The 13,870-nt window shown below is 72.9% G+C and carries 12 protein-coding genes and 1 pseudogene; 8 read left to right on the forward strand and 5 right to left on the reverse strand.

Features of this window, described 5'->3' with window-relative positions:
* Positions 1-77: 77 nt before the first annotated feature.
* Positions 78-215: a hypothetical protein gene (locus tag ABZS66_RS24425; protein ID WP_354761314.1), complete on the reverse strand. Its 138-nt coding sequence runs from the start codon at positions 213-215 to the stop codon at positions 78-80.
* Positions 216-441: 226 nt separating this feature from the next.
* On the opposite strand from ABZS66_RS24425, the gene ABZS66_RS24430 reads away from it, so the two are divergent.
* Entirely contained in the window at positions 442-2,256 is a 1,815-nt protein-coding gene (locus tag ABZS66_RS24430; RefSeq protein WP_354761316.1) for an endonuclease/exonuclease/phosphatase family protein, read from the forward strand.
* A gap of 17 nt (positions 2,257-2,273) precedes the next feature.
* Positions 2,274-2,774, forward strand: coding sequence for a YdeI/OmpD-associated family protein (locus ABZS66_RS24435; protein ID WP_354761318.1), 501 nt, complete (start codon positions 2,274-2,276; stop codon positions 2,772-2,774).
* A 246-nt stretch (positions 2,775-3,020) separates the two neighbouring features.
* On the opposite strand, the gene ABZS66_RS24440 is transcribed toward ABZS66_RS24435, so the two are convergent.
* Complete coding sequence (locus tag ABZS66_RS24440) at positions 3,021-4,067, reverse strand: TioE family transcriptional regulator (RefSeq protein WP_354761320.1); 1,047 nt, start codon at positions 4,065-4,067, stop codon at positions 3,021-3,023.
* A 64-nt stretch (positions 4,068-4,131) separates the two neighbouring features.
* On the opposite strand from ABZS66_RS24440, the gene ABZS66_RS24445 reads away from it, so the two are divergent.
* The gene (locus ABZS66_RS24445; protein ID WP_354761322.1) at positions 4,132-4,977 is read left to right on the forward strand and encodes an alpha/beta hydrolase; all 846 of its coding nucleotides are present in this window, start codon (positions 4,132-4,134) and stop codon (positions 4,975-4,977) included.
* 84 nt (positions 4,978-5,061) lie between these two features.
* A complete protein-coding gene (gene katG / locus ABZS66_RS24450) occupies positions 5,062-7,209 on the forward strand; it encodes a catalase/peroxidase HPI (RefSeq protein WP_354761324.1) in 2,148 nt (715 codons plus the stop codon).
* Between the two features lie 77 nt (positions 7,210-7,286).
* On the opposite strand, the gene ABZS66_RS24455 is transcribed toward katG, so the two are convergent.
* Together ABZS66_RS24455 and ABZS66_RS24460 are read right to left on the reverse strand one after the other, a co-directional pair.
* Positions 7,287-8,099, reverse strand: coding sequence for a hypothetical protein (locus ABZS66_RS24455; protein ID WP_354761326.1), 813 nt, complete (start codon positions 8,097-8,099; stop codon positions 7,287-7,289).
* A gap of 108 nt (positions 8,100-8,207) precedes the next feature.
* Positions 8,208-9,674, reverse strand: a complete 1,467-nt coding sequence (locus ABZS66_RS24460) for a PucR family transcriptional regulator ligand-binding domain-containing protein (RefSeq protein WP_354761328.1) — start codon at positions 9,672-9,674, stop codon at positions 8,208-8,210.
* 124 nt (positions 9,675-9,798) lie between these two features.
* Here ABZS66_RS24460 and ABZS66_RS24465 point away from each other — a divergent pair, with 124 nt between their 5' ends.
* The 4 genes from ABZS66_RS24465 to ABZS66_RS24480 are packed head-to-tail and all read left to right on the forward strand — an operon-like array spanning position 9,799 to position 13,738.
* Positions 9,799-10,815 (forward strand): ABC transporter ATP-binding protein, encoded by a 1,017-nt coding sequence (locus ABZS66_RS24465; protein ID WP_354761329.1) that lies wholly within the window; start codon positions 9,799-9,801, stop codon positions 10,813-10,815.
* A gap of 30 nt (positions 10,816-10,845) precedes the next feature.
* Positions 10,846-12,051: an ABC transporter substrate-binding protein gene (locus tag ABZS66_RS24470; protein ID WP_354761331.1), complete on the forward strand. Its 1,206-nt coding sequence runs from the start codon at positions 10,846-10,848 to the stop codon at positions 12,049-12,051.
* Complete coding sequence (locus ABZS66_RS24475) at positions 12,051-12,929, forward strand: ABC transporter permease (RefSeq protein ID WP_354761333.1); 879 nt, start codon at positions 12,051-12,053, stop codon at positions 12,927-12,929. The genes ABZS66_RS24470 and ABZS66_RS24475 overlap by 1 nt, the downstream gene beginning before the upstream one ends.
* Positions 12,926-13,738 carry an ABC transporter permease gene (locus ABZS66_RS24480; protein ID WP_354761335.1) on the forward strand — a complete coding sequence of 271 codons (813 nt, stop codon included), beginning with the start codon at positions 12,926-12,928 and terminating at the stop codon, positions 13,736-13,738. Before ABZS66_RS24475 ends, ABZS66_RS24480 begins: the two co-directional genes overlap by 4 nt.
* A gap of 8 nt (positions 13,739-13,746) precedes the next feature.
* On the opposite strand, the pseudogene ABZS66_RS24485 reads toward ABZS66_RS24480, so the two are convergent.
* Positions 13,747-13,870: pseudogene (locus tag ABZS66_RS24485) on the reverse strand (IS5/IS1182 family transposase); the annotation flags it as partial.

The raw sequence follows: 13,870 nt of genomic DNA on the forward strand, positions 1-13,870 counted from the left end.
TGCGCAGCGGCGTCCGCACGTAAATTCTTCGGTGCACCGGATACGGTAAGGAAACCTGCCGCGGCAGGATCCGCAGGTCAGCGGCTGACGACGCTGAAGACGAAGCCGATGATGACCAGGATGCCGATCACGCCGATGGCGACCAGGACGCCCGCGCCGGAGGCCTCACCGCGGCCGTCGCCGGGCTCGAGCGGCTCGTCGTGATCGGGGCGCACGGCGCATCCCTTCCGTCCGGAAGTGTCGGGGTGTAGGCGGGGCCGACAGTAGGGCACCCGGCACGGGCCGCGCAAGGCGCTCCGATCACGATCCGCACACGGTCCGCGGCGGGCCATCCACCAAGGTCAGCCAGCGTTGGGTTGCCCGTCGATCCGATGTCACGTCGGGTGCACACCGGGTGCCGATGCTCATCTGATCGTCGTCCGTCGATCAACGGAGCCCCCGATGCGCCTCCTGTCCAGCGTCCTGGCCGTCGTCATGATCGCCGCCCTGGCCGTCACCCTGCCGGTCCACCCCGCCCGGGCCGCGGCCGACGGGACGCTCACGGTGCCCGTGACGTCGGTCGGCGCCGGCGCCGAGCTGCGGTTCGACTTCGCCACGCCCCGGCCGAACGCGAAGAACTGGGTGGGCCTGTACGCCGACCCCGGCAACGGCCCGGTGAACGAGGCGTACGTCGGCCCGTCGCTGGCCTGGGCCTACACGCCAGGGTCGAGCGGCTCCGGGACGCTGCCCACCACCGGCCGCGCGCCGGGCGCCTACGTCCTGTACTTCCTGTACAACGACGGGTACACCTGGCTGGCCCAGCCGGTCCCCGTGCAGCTGACGGCCGCACCCACCGGCAGCCTGACGCTCGGCTCGGCCACGGTCGCCGCGGGCACGCCGATCCAGCTGACCTACACCACGTCGAAGCCGAACGCCAAGAACTGGGTCGGGCTGTACCGCAACCCCGGCAACGGGCCGGTCGGCCAGGCCTACGTCGGCCCGTCGCTGGCCTGGACCTACACGCCGGGCTCGAGCGGCACCGCGGCGCTGCCGACGTCGGGCCTCGCGGCCGGCGACTACGTCGTCTACTTCCTGTTCAACGACGGGTACACCTGGCTCGCCCAGCCCGTCTCCCTGCGGCTGACGAGCACCGCCGCGCCGCGCTTCCCCACCTCGGCGTTCACCCTGCGCAACGCCAGGGCCGGCACCGCGTACTCGGCGACGGTCGGCGGGCTCGTGCAGGGCGGCACCACCGGCCTCACCTTCGCCAAGACGTCCGGCCCGGCCTGGGTCACGGTCTCCGCCGCCGGCGCCGTCACCGGCACGCCGGCCGCGGCCGGCACCGCGACGGTCGGCATCCGGGCCACCACGACGACCGGCACCGCCGACGCGACGGTGACGATCCGGGTCCAGTCCGGCGCGCTCGTCCCGCAGTTCCGGGCGCTGAGCTGGAACCTCTGGCACGGCGGCACCGCGGTCTCCAACGGCCTGGAGAAGGAGCTGAAGTTCCTGCTCGAACGCGACGTCGACGTCGTCGGCATTCAGGAGAACCAGACCGCGGCCCAGGCCCTGGCGGCCGCCCTCGGCTGGTCCTACTTCCAGAACTCGGACACCGCGGTGCTCAGCCGCTACCCGATCACCGCCACCACGCCGACGGTCGCCGGCGCGGCGGTCGCCGCCCGGATCGACCTCGGCGCCCGGTCGCTGCGGCTGTGGAGCGCCCACCTGGGCTACACCCCCTACGGCCCGTACGACGCCTGCTTCGGCCGGATGACCGTCCAGCAGCTGCTGAACCGGGAGTCGTCGGCGGGCCGCACCGGCCAGATCACCGACATCGTCGCCGCGATGTCCGCCGACCTGGCGGCGTCCGCGACCACCCCGGTCCTCCTGACTGGTGACTTCAACGCCCCGTCGCACCTCGACTGGACGGCCGCGAACCCTCGCTGCGGCTACGGCGCCGTCCCCTGGCCCACCTCGACGGTCCCGGCCGGCGCGGGCCTCGTCGACTCGTACCGCCAGGCCCACCCGAACCCGGCGACAGCCCCCGGAGCGACCTGGTCCCCGGTGTACAAGACCTTCACCGGCGGCTACGGCTACGACGCCCACGCGGGCGAGCCCGAGCCCCAGGACCGCATCGACTTCGTGCACTACAAGGGTCCGCTCACGGTGCTGTCCTCGGAGGCCGTCTGGGAGGGCACCCCGTCGCAGTCGAACCCGTCCGCCAACGCCTGGCCTTCGGACCACGCCGCGGTCCTCACGCTCTTCCAGCTGAACTGAGCGCGTAGGTTGGCCGCATGGAACGCTTCACCACGACGGTGGCGGCGGGCCCGCGCGGCCACCTGGCGATCCCGGTCCCGTTCGACCCCGACACGGTCTGGGGCCGCAAGGACCGCCACCTGGTCGGCGGCACGGTGAACGGCATCCGCGTCCGCGGCGAGGTGGCAGCGCACGGTACCGAGGCCGCGGCCGGAACCGAAGCGGGCACCGCGGCCGGGGCGCGGCTGCTGGTCGGCCCGGCCTGGCTGCGCGACTGCGGCGTGGCCGCGGGCGACACCGTCACGGTCGAACTCCTCCCGGAGGGCCCGCAGCGCGCCGACCTCGCCGACGACCTGGCCGCGGCGCTGGCCGCCGACCCGGCCGCGGGCGCCTTCTTCGACTCGCTGGCGCAGTTCTACCGCCGCGCGTACCTACGCTGGATCGACGCCACGAAGCGCCACCCCGAGCAGCGCCCGGCACGCATCGCCGAGGTGGTCGCGCTGCTCGCGGCGGGCCACAAGGAACGCCCGAAGCCGTAGCCGCCCGCCGCGCACCGCCCGCACCGCCTCTCGCGGGCGGTGGTGATGTTCGGCCGCACGATGTTCCTGAGGGGAATATCCGCCGCGCGACCACAGTGACCCGACGGGCGCGGGACAGCAGCACGGCGCGGGCAGCATGGGACGGAACGAGGCGGCGCGGCGCGGCGCGAGACGGGGCAGGACGGGGCAGGACGGGGCAGGACGGGGCGGCGCGAGACGGGGGGCGGAGCAGGGCGGGACGTGTGGTCAGCGGCCCAGGGCGCGCAGGTGCTCGTCGAGGCGGGCCGCTGCGGTGAGCATGGCGCGGGAGCGGGTCGCGAGCCGTTCCCGCCAGGTCGCCAGGGACGCGGCCAGGGGCTCCGGGCCGCCCGCGATGCGCACCTGGTCGACGACCGTGGCGATGTGGGCCAGCAGGTAGCCGCCGCGGCGCAGCAGGTGCGCGAGCTCGGCGTCGCGGACGTCGGCCGGGCGGTACACGCGCTGGCGGGTCGCCCGGTCCCGCTCCGGCCGCAGGATGCCGGCGCGCTCCCACTTGCGCAGGGTCGCCGGCCGCACGCCGAGCCGGTGCGCGACCGCCCCGATCGGCAGCGCCCGCTCCGCGGCAGTCGCCCGGTCCCCCGCAGTCGCCCGGTCCCCCGCAGTCGCCCGGTCCCCCGCACCCACCCGGCCCGCCCCGCCCACCCGCTCCACTACACCAGCCCGCTCCCCCAAGCCCACCCGCTCCGCCTCACCCACCCGGTTCCCCGCACCCACCCGGTCCGCCCCGCCCGCCCGCTCCGCCCCGCCCACCCGGTTCCCCGCACCCACCCGGTCCGCCCCGCCCACCCGCTCCACTGCACCAGCCCGTTCCCCCGAGCCCACCCGGCCCGCCGCACCAGCCCGCTCCGCCGCACCAGCCCGGTCCGCCGCGGTCGCCCGGTCCGCCGCGGTTGGCGACGGCGGTGGGGCCGCCGTCAGGACGTGGGCGGCTGACTCGACGGCGTCGAGCGTCTCGCGGTCTCGCAGCAGTTGGGCGTGGCTGCGGTCGACCGCGCGCAGGGCGGTGTCGAGGTCGCCGGCCGCCACGGCCCGCATGACGTCACCTGCGGTCGCGTAGCCGTGGGCCGCGACCAGCGCCAGATAGGCGCGCAGGGCGCTGGCGTGGATGAGTGTGTACCGGCGGTGGCCGCTCTCGGCGCGCTCGGCCGGCGGGATCACGCCGTCGCGCTCGTAGTTGCGGACCGTCTGTGGCGAGATGCCGTGCTCCCGGGCCAGGTCGACCGGCCGGTGCTGCACCGCGGTTTGAGGCTTCACCCTAGAACTCCAGGCCGCTTCTCGGAAAATCCTCACAGGCTGGTGCAACGATACGGTAGAGGCCATGACAGAGGTCCAGCTGCATGACGGCAACCGGATGACGATCGAGGTCCACGGGCACGGGCCGGCGGTCCTGCTGCCGGTCAACCCGGTGCCCGTCGAGGGGGCGCAGGCCGACGAGCTGCGCAGGTGGGGCGCCGACCCGGCCCTCGGGCGCAACCTGGTCGACGGGCTCGCCGACGGGTACCGGGTGGTGGCGTTCGACTACGAGGGGCACGTGCTCGGCACGCCGAAGCCGGACACGCTGACGCCGGACGCCCTCGCCGCCGACCTGCTGGCGGTGGCGGACGCGGCCGGGGTGGAGCGGTTCGCGTACTACGGGTACTCCTGGCTCGCCGTCGCCGGCCTCCAGCTGGCGCTGCGGACCGACCGGATCACCGGGCTGGCGATGGGCGGGTACCCGCCGGTCGGCGGGCCGTACGCGGCGATGCTCAAGGTCACCGCGGCGGCCCACGCGGCGGCGATCGACCCGCAGCCGGCGGCCGCCGTGACCGGTGGCGGTGACGACTGGTCGACCGCCGAGTTCACCATGTCCGAGGCGCAGACCCGGCAGTTCGTCACGCTGTACGAGGCCCTGCGGGACTTCGACGACCGCGCCGCCACGGCCGAGCTTGCCCGGCGGGCGGTACCGGGGCTGTGCCTCGTCGGGTCGGCCGACGCGATCACGTACGAGGAGCGCTGGGGTGGCGTCACCGTCGACCTGGCCGGTCCGGTGGTCGCGGCGCGGGCCGAGCTGGAGGCGCTCGGCTGGGACGTCACCGTGTTCGACGGGCTCGACCACATGGGGGCGATGCAGACGGTCAATGTGCTACCCGTCCTGCGTCCGTGGCTGGATCGCCACCTGCGGTGAGACTCGCCGGATATTCTTGACTCTTTCCAGAAAATTGGTCCACACTCTTCGCGGATCGCTTCCGAGCCCACCAAGGAGAGCAACGTGGCAACCGCGGACAAGGCCAGGTCGAACCGGGACTGGTGGCCCAACCAGCTGGACGTGACCGTCCTGCACCAGAACCCGCCGGCAGGCGACCCCCTGGGTGCTGACTTCAACTACGCCGAGGCGTTCAAGACCCTCGACCTCGCGGCCGTCAAGGCCGACATCACCGCGGTCATGACCACCTCGCAGGACTGGTGGCCGGCCGACTACGGGCACTACGGCCCGCTGTTCATCCGGATGGCCTGGCACAGCGCCGGGACCTACCGCACCTTCGACGGCCGCGGTGGTGGCGGCTCCGGCGATCAGCGCTTCGCGCCGCTGAACAGCTGGCCGGACAACGGCAACCTCGACAAGGCGCGGCGCCTGCTGTGGCCGGTGAAGGCGAAGTACGGTCAGAAGCTCTCCTGGGCCGACCTCATGATCCTCGCCGGCAACGTGGCGCTGGAGTCGATGGGCTTCACGACGTTCGGCTTCGCCGGCGGCCGCGCGGACGTGTGGGAGCCGACCGAGGTCAACTGGGGCACCGAGGACACCTGGCTGGGTGACAAGCGCTACAGCGGCGACCGCAAGCTCGCCAACCCGCTCGGCGCCGTCCAGATGGGCCTCATCTACGTCAACCCGGAGGGCCCGAACGGCAACCCGGACGCGCTGGCCGCGGCCCGCGACATCCGCGACACGTTCGGCCGCATGGCCATGAACGACGAGGAGACCGTCGCGCTCATCGCCGGCGGCCACACGTTCGGCAAGGCGCACGGCGCCGGCCCGGCCGCGAAGGTCGGCGCCGAGCCGGAGGGCGCCGCGATCGAGGAGCAGGGCCTGGGCTGGAAGAACGCCCACGGCACCGGCAAGGGCGGCGACGCCATCACCAGCGGCCTCGAGGGCGCCTGGACGCCGACCCCCACGAAGTGGGACAACACGTTCTTCGAGACGCTGTTCAGCTTCGAGTGGGAGCAGACCGAGAGCCCGGCCGGTGCGAAGCAGTGGAAGCCGACCGACCCGGCCGCCGGCGAGCTGGTGCCCGACGCGCACGACGCGGCCAAGCGGCACGCGCCGATGATGCTGACGACCGACCTGGCGTTGCGCGTCGACCCGAACTACGAGCGGATCTCGCGGCGCTTCTACGAGAACCCCGAGGAGTTCGCCGACGCGTTCGCCCGCGCCTGGTTCAAGCTCACCCACCGCGACATGGGCCCCGTCTCCCGGTACCTCGGCGCCGAGGTCCCGGCGGAGCAGCTGATCTGGCAGGACCCGGTGCCCGCCGTCACCCACGACCTGGTCGGGCCGGACGACGTCGCGGCGCTCAAGGCCAAGGTGCTGGCGTCGGGCCTGAGCGTGGCACAGCTCGTCGCGACCGCGTGGGCGTCGGCGGCGTCGTTCCGCGGCACCGACAAGCGCGGCGGCGCCAACGGCGCCCGGGTGCGCCTCGCCCCGCAGAACCAGTGGGAGGTCAACGACCCGGCCGAGCTGTCGAAGGCGCTCAGCGGGCTCGAGGACATCCAGCGCGACTTCAACGCGGCCGGGACCGGCACGCAGATCTCGCTCGCCGACCTGATCGTGCTGGCGGGCTCCGCCGCCGTCGAGAAGGCCGCGAAGGACGCCGGTGTCGACGTCGAGGTGCCGTTCCACCCGGGCCGCACCGACGCGTCGCAGGAGCAGACCGACGTCGAGTCGTTCGCCGTGCTGGAGCCGACCGCGGACGGCTTCCGCAACTACCTCGGCAAGGGCCAGTCGCGCCCGACCGAGCAGCTGCTCGTCGACCGGGCCCAGCTGCTGACGCTGTCCGCCCCCGAGACGACGGTGCTCGTCGGCGGCCTGCGGGCGCTGGACGCCAACGCCCAGCACGTGCAGCACGGCGTGCTCACCAGCCGGCCGGGCACGCTGACGAACGACTTCTTCGTCAACCTGCTCCAGCCCGGCACGGTCTGGAAGGCGGTCGGCGAGGGCGAGGAGATCTTCGAGGGCCGCGACGCCGCGACCGGCGAGGCCAAGTGGACGGCCACCCGGGCCGACCTGGTGTTCGCCTCGAACTCGATCCTCCGCGCGCTGGCCGAGGTCTACGCGGCCGACGACGCGACGGAGAAGTTCGTCCGCGACTTCGTCGCCGCGTGGGTCAAGGTCATGGAGCTGGACCGCTTCGACCTGCGCTGACGTCTCCGAACTACGAACGGGCCGCGCGGGAAGTCCCGCGCGGCCCGTCGTGCTTTACCGGACTAGCACCAGCCGGACTAGCACCAGCCGGTGGAGACCGCCGGACTGGTGAACGCGCCGGCCGTGGCCACCACCGTCGTGCGGCAGTCGCTGCCCCACAGGGTGGTCGACGCGGTCACCTCGCCGGTGCCGGCGTGGCCCGGCGCGGTGAACGACCGCTCGGTGTAGTAGGCCCGCCACAGCTGGCCCCAGCGCGGGTCGGTGTACTGCTCCCAGTGCTGGGTGCGGATGGTGATCCGGAACCCCGTCTCCTCGACGGAGTTGTCGGTGAACCCGATCACCGCGGTGCCGGTCGCCTGGTCCCACGAGACGTTGCGCAGGTTGCTCGGGGCGGCCAGGGTGGCCGTGTAGGTGCGGCAGCCCAGCTGCGGGTTGCCCGGGTGCGCCGCGCCCGCCGGCACGACACTGATCGCGTAGGCGCAGACCTGGTGCGTGCCCAGGCCCGCCGGGATGACGGCCTGGTAGCCGCGGTACGCGCCGTAGGACGGGTAGACCTGCGCCACGTCCGGCCGGTAGCCGTTGGCGGTGAGCGCCGCCGCGAAGGCACCGTCCTGGTACACGTGGACGCTGATCGGGGCGGAGCCGGCGTCGGCGTCGGCGGCCCAGCCGCCGACCCGCACCGCGTTGCCGAGGTACGCGACGTTGTCGAGGGCGCCGCGGGCGGCGGAGTCCCACACCGGCGGGTCCTCGCCGCCGTCGCCACCGCACGCGGGCGGCGGCACGGGCTGGTCGCAGTTCGGCGCGGCGCTCGCCGGGCCGGACGGGATGAGCACGGCTGCTATGAAAGCGGCCAGCGCGACAGCGCCGGCTCGCAGAAGGTGTCGCTTCAAAGAATCTCCTTTGCAACGGTCATCGGGTGCGATGACGAAGCAAAGGTACGGACGGATCAGCCGGTCGGTTGTCGGGCAAATGCCGATCGTGGCACGAATTGGGGACAGTCAGGGGGCGGTGCCGACCCGGGTCGCGGCCAGGGCCAGCCACAGCTGCACCCGGTCGGCGGTGCTGCTCAGCGAGCGTCCGGTGAGCGACTCGATCTGCTCCACGCGGTACCGCACGGTGTTGCGGTGCACGATGAGCCGCTCGGCCACGGTCGCGACCGAGCCGTTCGCGTCGAGGTACTCGCGCAGGGTCCGCACCAGGGCGCCGCCGTGCCGGGCGTCGAACTCGCGCAGCGGGCGGAGCAGGTCCTCGGCGAGGTCCCGCAGCGGGACGTCCTCGCTGGCCAGCAGCAGGCCGGTCAGGCTCATCCGCTCGCGGTCGTTGACGCCGGGGCCGCGGCTCATCGCCTCGAACGCCTCGTAGTAGCTCCAGCGCAGGCCGGCGACGCCGGCGCGGCGCCCGCCGATGCCGACCCGGGCGGCCGTGCCGGACCGGCCGAGCTGGTCGAGCAGCAGCTGGGCGGCTCGGCGCGGGTCCTGGCCCGGGGTGAGCACGGCGACCAGGCACTCGTCGACGACGGCGGTGATCGCGCCGGGCAGCTGCGGCACGCCGGTGAGCCGAACCGGCAGGTCGCCGGCCGGGTCCGCGGTGCCGACGAGCACGGCGTGGCCGGTGGTGGCCTGGATGCCGAACGTGGCGAGCCGCCGCTCGGCCTCGGCGGCGGTGATGCCGCCGCGGATGACGTCCTCCAGGACCTGGCCGACGAGCTGGCGCTGCCCGGCGAGGACCGCCTGGCGCCGGGCGAGCTCCAGCCCGACGAGCGCCACCGCGTACGGCAGGACGTCGGCCGAGCGGCGCGGCGTGCGGCAGCACAGGTGCGCCACCACCGTCTCCTCGACGAGGACCGGGGTCGCGGTCAGCCCGTCGGCACCGCCCGCCAGGATCTCCTCGACCGGCCATGGCACCGCGGCCGGGGCGCCCGGCGCCGCCGCCAGGACGTGGGCCTGCTGGTCGACGACCATGACCGGGGCGCCGAGGATCTGGTGGAGCGAGTCGACGAGCGCGCCGAGCCCGCGGCCGGACAACAGCGAGCGGGCCAGGGTGTCGTACTCGTCGAGCAGGTCGTGGAAGCGGCCGTACTGCTCCTCCAGGATCCGGTCGGCGACAAACTGGTCGACGGCGATGAACGGCGTGGAGTACGGGATCTCGAGCACCGGCAGGCCGCGCCGGCGGGCCTCCGCGAGGGCCGCGACCGGCACCGCCTTGTGGGTCAGGCCGACGCCGAAGCCGACGCCCACCGCGTCGCGCTCGGCGATGCGGGCGACGAACTCCCGCTGCGCGGCGGCGCTGCGCTGGCGCAGCCCGGTCGTCAGCACCAGCTCGCCGCCGGAGAGGAACGGCCGCGGGTCGGCCAGCTCGGTCACCGCGACCCAGCGGATCGGGCGGGCCAGCGCGGCCGCGGCCCCGTCGACCAGCCGGAGGTCGAGGGTCGGGTCGGCGAGGAGGTCGGCGAGGCGCAGCGCCACGCCGTGACTGTACGACCGCACAGACAACGCGCACAACGCTTGGACATCCGTCCATTTACCGGTGCAGGCCGGGTTGCCTACGGTTGGCGTCCAACCCGGGGCCACACGTGGCGAGGAGGCGACGGTGCAGGACAGCCCGGCGATCGTGCTGCGCGGTCTGCGCAAGCACTTCGGCGAGGTCGAGGCGGTCGCCGGTATCGACCTGGAGATCGGCGACGGCGAGTTCTTCGCCATGCTCGGGCCGTCCGGGTCGGGCAAGACCACCGTCCTGCGGATGATCGCCGGGTTCGAGCTGCCGACGGCCGGCACGGTCCTGCTCAGCGGCACCGACGTGACCCGGGCGGCGCCGTTCGAGCGCGACGTGAACACCGTGTTCCAGGACTACGCGCTGTTCCCGCACCTCGACGTGCGGCGCAACGTCGAGTACGGGCTGCGGGTCCGCGGCGTGCCGCGGGCGCAGCGCCGCGAGCGGGCCGAGGCAGCGCTCGCCTCGGTTCGCCTCGAGGGCCTCGGGCACCGCCGCCCGGCCGAGCTGTCCGGCGGGCAGCGGCAGCGGGTCGCCCTCGCGCGGGCGCTGGTGAACCGGCCGCGGGTGCTGCTGCTCGACGAGCCGCTCGGCGCGCTCGACCGGCAGCTGCGCGAGGAGATGCAGATCGAGCTCAAGGCGCTGCAGCGCGAGGTCGGCATCACGTTCGTCTTCGTGACCCACGACCAGGAGGAGGCGCTGACCCTCAGCGACCGGGTCGCGGTGTTCCACCAGGGCCGCATCGAGCAGGTCGGCCCGCCCGCCGAGGTGTACGAGCGGCCCGCCACCGAGTTCGTCGCCGGGTTCGTCGGCACCTCCAACCTGCTCACCGGCGAGGCCGCCCGCAAGCTCGTCGGCGCGGACGGCACCTTCGCGATCCGCCCGGAGAAGATCACCATCGACGGGCCGGTGACGGACGGCGTGACCGTCGCCGAGGGCACCGTCGCCGAGGTGGTCTACGCCGGCCCGGTGATCCGCTACGTCGTCGACCTCGACGCCGGGCCCCGGTTCGTGGTCCTGGAGCACAGCCGGCACACGCCGGCCGACCTTCAGGACCCGCGCGGCACCACCGTCCGGCTGACGTGGTCGCCGGAGCACGTCATCACGATCCCCTGACTGCAACCCGTCTCTCCCCGAGGAGTCCCTATGCGATCCACGAAGTGGTGGACCGCGGCCGCTGCCGTCGGTCTGCTCGCGCTCGCCGCCTGCGGCGACAGCGGTGGTGGTGGCGGCGGTACCGGCGGCGGCCCGGGCGGGCTGAAGCCGCCGCAGATCGACAAGCTCTCCACGCTCGGCGCCGGCGAGGGCTCGGTGAACATCGTCGCCTGGGCCGGCTACGTCGAGAACGGCAGCACCGACCCCAAGGTCGACTGGGTCACCGGCTTCGAGAAGGAGACCGGCTGCAAGGTCAACGTGAAGGTCGGCGGCACCTCCGACGAGATGGTCACGCTGATGAAGACCGGCGAGTACGACGTCGTGTCGGCCTCCGGCGACGCGTCGCTGCGGCTCATCTACGGCGGTGACGTCGCGCCGATGAACACCGACCTGATCCCGAACTACAAGGACGTCTTCGACGGGCTGAAGATGAAGGCCTGGAACTCCGTCGACGGCGTCGCCTACGGCGTCCCGCACGGCCGTGGCGCGAACCTGCTCATGTACCGCACCGACGTGGTGAAGACCGCGCCGACCTCGTGGAGCGTCGTGTTCGACCCGGCCTCGCCGTACAAGGGCAAGGTCACCGCGTACGACTCGCCGATCTACATCGCCGACGCCGCCGTGTACCTCATGAAGACCAAGCCCGACCTCGGCATCAAGAACCCGTACGCGCTCGACGACAAGCAGTTCGCCGCCGCCGTCGACCTGCTCAAGCAGCAGAACCAGGTGATCGGCGAGTACTGGTCGGACTACACCAAGGAGATCTCCGCCTTCAAGGCCGGCAACAGCGTCCTCGGTACCACGTGGCAGGTCATCGTCAACCTGGCCCAGGCCGACAGCGTGCCGGTCGAGGCGATCCTGCCGGAGGAGGGCGCGACCGGCTGGTCGGACACCTGGATGGTGTCGTCGAAGGCCAAGCACCCGAACTGCGCCTACAAGTGGGTCAACCACATCGTCTCGCCGGAGGCGAACGCGGCGGTCGCCGAGTGGTTCGGCGAGGCGCCGTCGAACAAGCTGGCCTGCGGCAAGACCGCCGCCAAGGACCACTGCGCGACGTTCCACGCGGAGGACGAGGCGTACTTCGGCAAGGTCTGGTACTGGACCACGCCGCTCGCCCAGTGCGTCGACGGCCGCACCGACGTGAAATGCAAGGACTACGCGGCCTGGACCCAGGCCTGGACCGAGATCAAGGGCTGATGACCGCACCATCCACTGTGGACCGCCGGATCTCCGCGTGGCTGCACCGCCACGCGGGGGTCCGGCTCGCCGCCCTCCTCGCCGCGCCGCTGACCTGGCTCGTCCTGGCCTACCTGGGCACCCTCGCGGTGCTGCTGGTGTCGGCGTTCTGGACCGTCAACGGGTTCACCGGCGACGTGGTCCGGCAGCCCACACTGGACAACTTCCGCACGCTCGTGACCGGCGAGGTCTACCGGGCGGTGACGCTGCGCACCGTCGGGGTCGCCGCCGCGGTCACGGTCGTCACCGCGCTCGTGGCGCTGCCGATGGCCTTCTACATGGCCAAGGTGGCGCCCCCGCGCAGCCGGCGCTGGCTCGTCGTGGCGGTCCTCACCCCGCTGTGGGCCAGCTACCTCGTCAAGGCCTACGCGTGGCGGGTGCTGCTCGCCAACGGCGGGCCGATCGACTCCCTGTTCGGCGGGCCCGGCCACGGTCCCGGTTACGGTCTGCCGGCGACCGTGATCGTCCTGTCGTACCTCTGGCTGCCGTACATGATCCTCCCGCTCTACGCCGGCCTGGAGCGGCTCCCCGACTCGCTGCTGGAGGCGTCGGCCGACCTCGGGGCGCGCAACTGGCGCACGCTCCGCTCGGTCGTGCTGCCGATGATCGTGCCGTCGCTGTTCGCCGGCTCGATCTTCACGTTCTCCCTGTCGCTCGGCGACTACATCACCGTCCAGATCGTCGGCGGCAAGACGCAGCTCCTCGGCAACCTGGTGTACGCGAACATCGGCGCGGCCAACAACCTGCCGTTCGCCGCCGCGCTCGCCACGATCCCGGTGCTCATCATGGTGATCTACCTCGTCGCGGTCCGCCGCTCCGGCGCCCTGGAGGAACTGTGACGCTGTCGCGCACCGCCCGGGTCCTGCTGCGCGTGGCGATGGTCCTCGGCCTCGGCGTGATCTACGTGCCGCTGCTGATCGTGCTGGTCAACTCGTTCAACGCCGACCGCACCTTCGCCTGGCCGCCGCCGCGGTGGACCACCGAGTGGTGGCTGCGGGCCTGGGAGAACGACGGTGCCCGCGACGCGTTGTGGACGTCGGCGAAGGCCGGCCTCGGCGCGACCGCGATCGCGCTGGTGCTCGGCACGCTCGTGGCGTTCGCGGTACAACGGCACCGGTTCTTCGGCCGGGACACGGTGTCGCTGCTCGTGGTGCTGCCGATCGCGCTGCCCGGCATCGTCACCGGCATCGCCCTGGACAGCGCGTTCCGCACGGTGCTCGGCCCGCTCGGCGTCGGCAAGGGCCTGTTCTCGGTGGTGGTCGGCCACGCCACGTTCTGCGTGGTCGTCGTCTACAACAACGTGCTCGCCCGGCTGCGCCGCCTCGGCGGGAACCTGGAGGACGCGTCGGCCGACCTGGGCGCGTCGTCGTGGCAGACGTTCCGGTTCGTCACGTTCCCGCTGCTGCGCTCGGCGCTGTTCGCCGGCGGGCTGCTCGCGTTCGCGCTGAGCTTCGACGAGATCGTGGTCACCACGTTCACCGCCGGCGCGGGCGTGCAGACGCTGCCCATCTGGATCTTCGCCAACCTGTTCCGCCCGAACCAGGCCCCGGTCATCAACGTGGTCGCGGCGGTGCTCATCGTGCTGTCGGTGATCCCCATCTACGTCGCCCAGCGCCTCTCCTCCGACACCGCGGGCGGCCGCCTCTAGGCAGCGTTTCATAACGCGCGAAGCCATTGGCTGATGGCGGCGATGGTGACGGTGGCCTCGAAGCGGACGGCGAGCTTGTCGTATCGGGTAGCCATGGCGCGGTGTTGTTTGAGCTGGTTGATGCCGCATTCC

It is taken from the genome of Dactylosporangium sp. NPDC005572 (genome assembly GCF_040605515.1).
Taxonomy (GTDB): Bacteria; Actinomycetota; Actinomycetes; order Mycobacteriales; family Micromonosporaceae; genus Dactylosporangium.

Coding starts and splice junctions, on each gene's coding strand:
- ABZS66_RS24430 (WP_354761316.1), top strand. CDS start 442: ATGCGCCTCCTGTCCAGCGTCCTGGCCGTCGTCATGATCGCCGCCCTG.
- ABZS66_RS24435 (WP_354761318.1), top strand. CDS start 2,274: ATGGAACGCTTCACCACGACGGTGGCGGCGGGCCCGCGCGGCCACCTG.
- ABZS66_RS24445 (WP_354761322.1), top strand. CDS start 4,132: ATGACAGAGGTCCAGCTGCATGACGGCAACCGGATGACGATCGAGGTC.
- ABZS66_RS24470 (WP_354761331.1), top strand. CDS start 10,846: ATGCGATCCACGAAGTGGTGGACCGCGGCCGCTGCCGTCGGTCTGCTC.
- ABZS66_RS24475 (WP_354761333.1), top strand. CDS start 12,051: ATGACCGCACCATCCACTGTGGACCGCCGGATCTCCGCGTGGCTGCAC.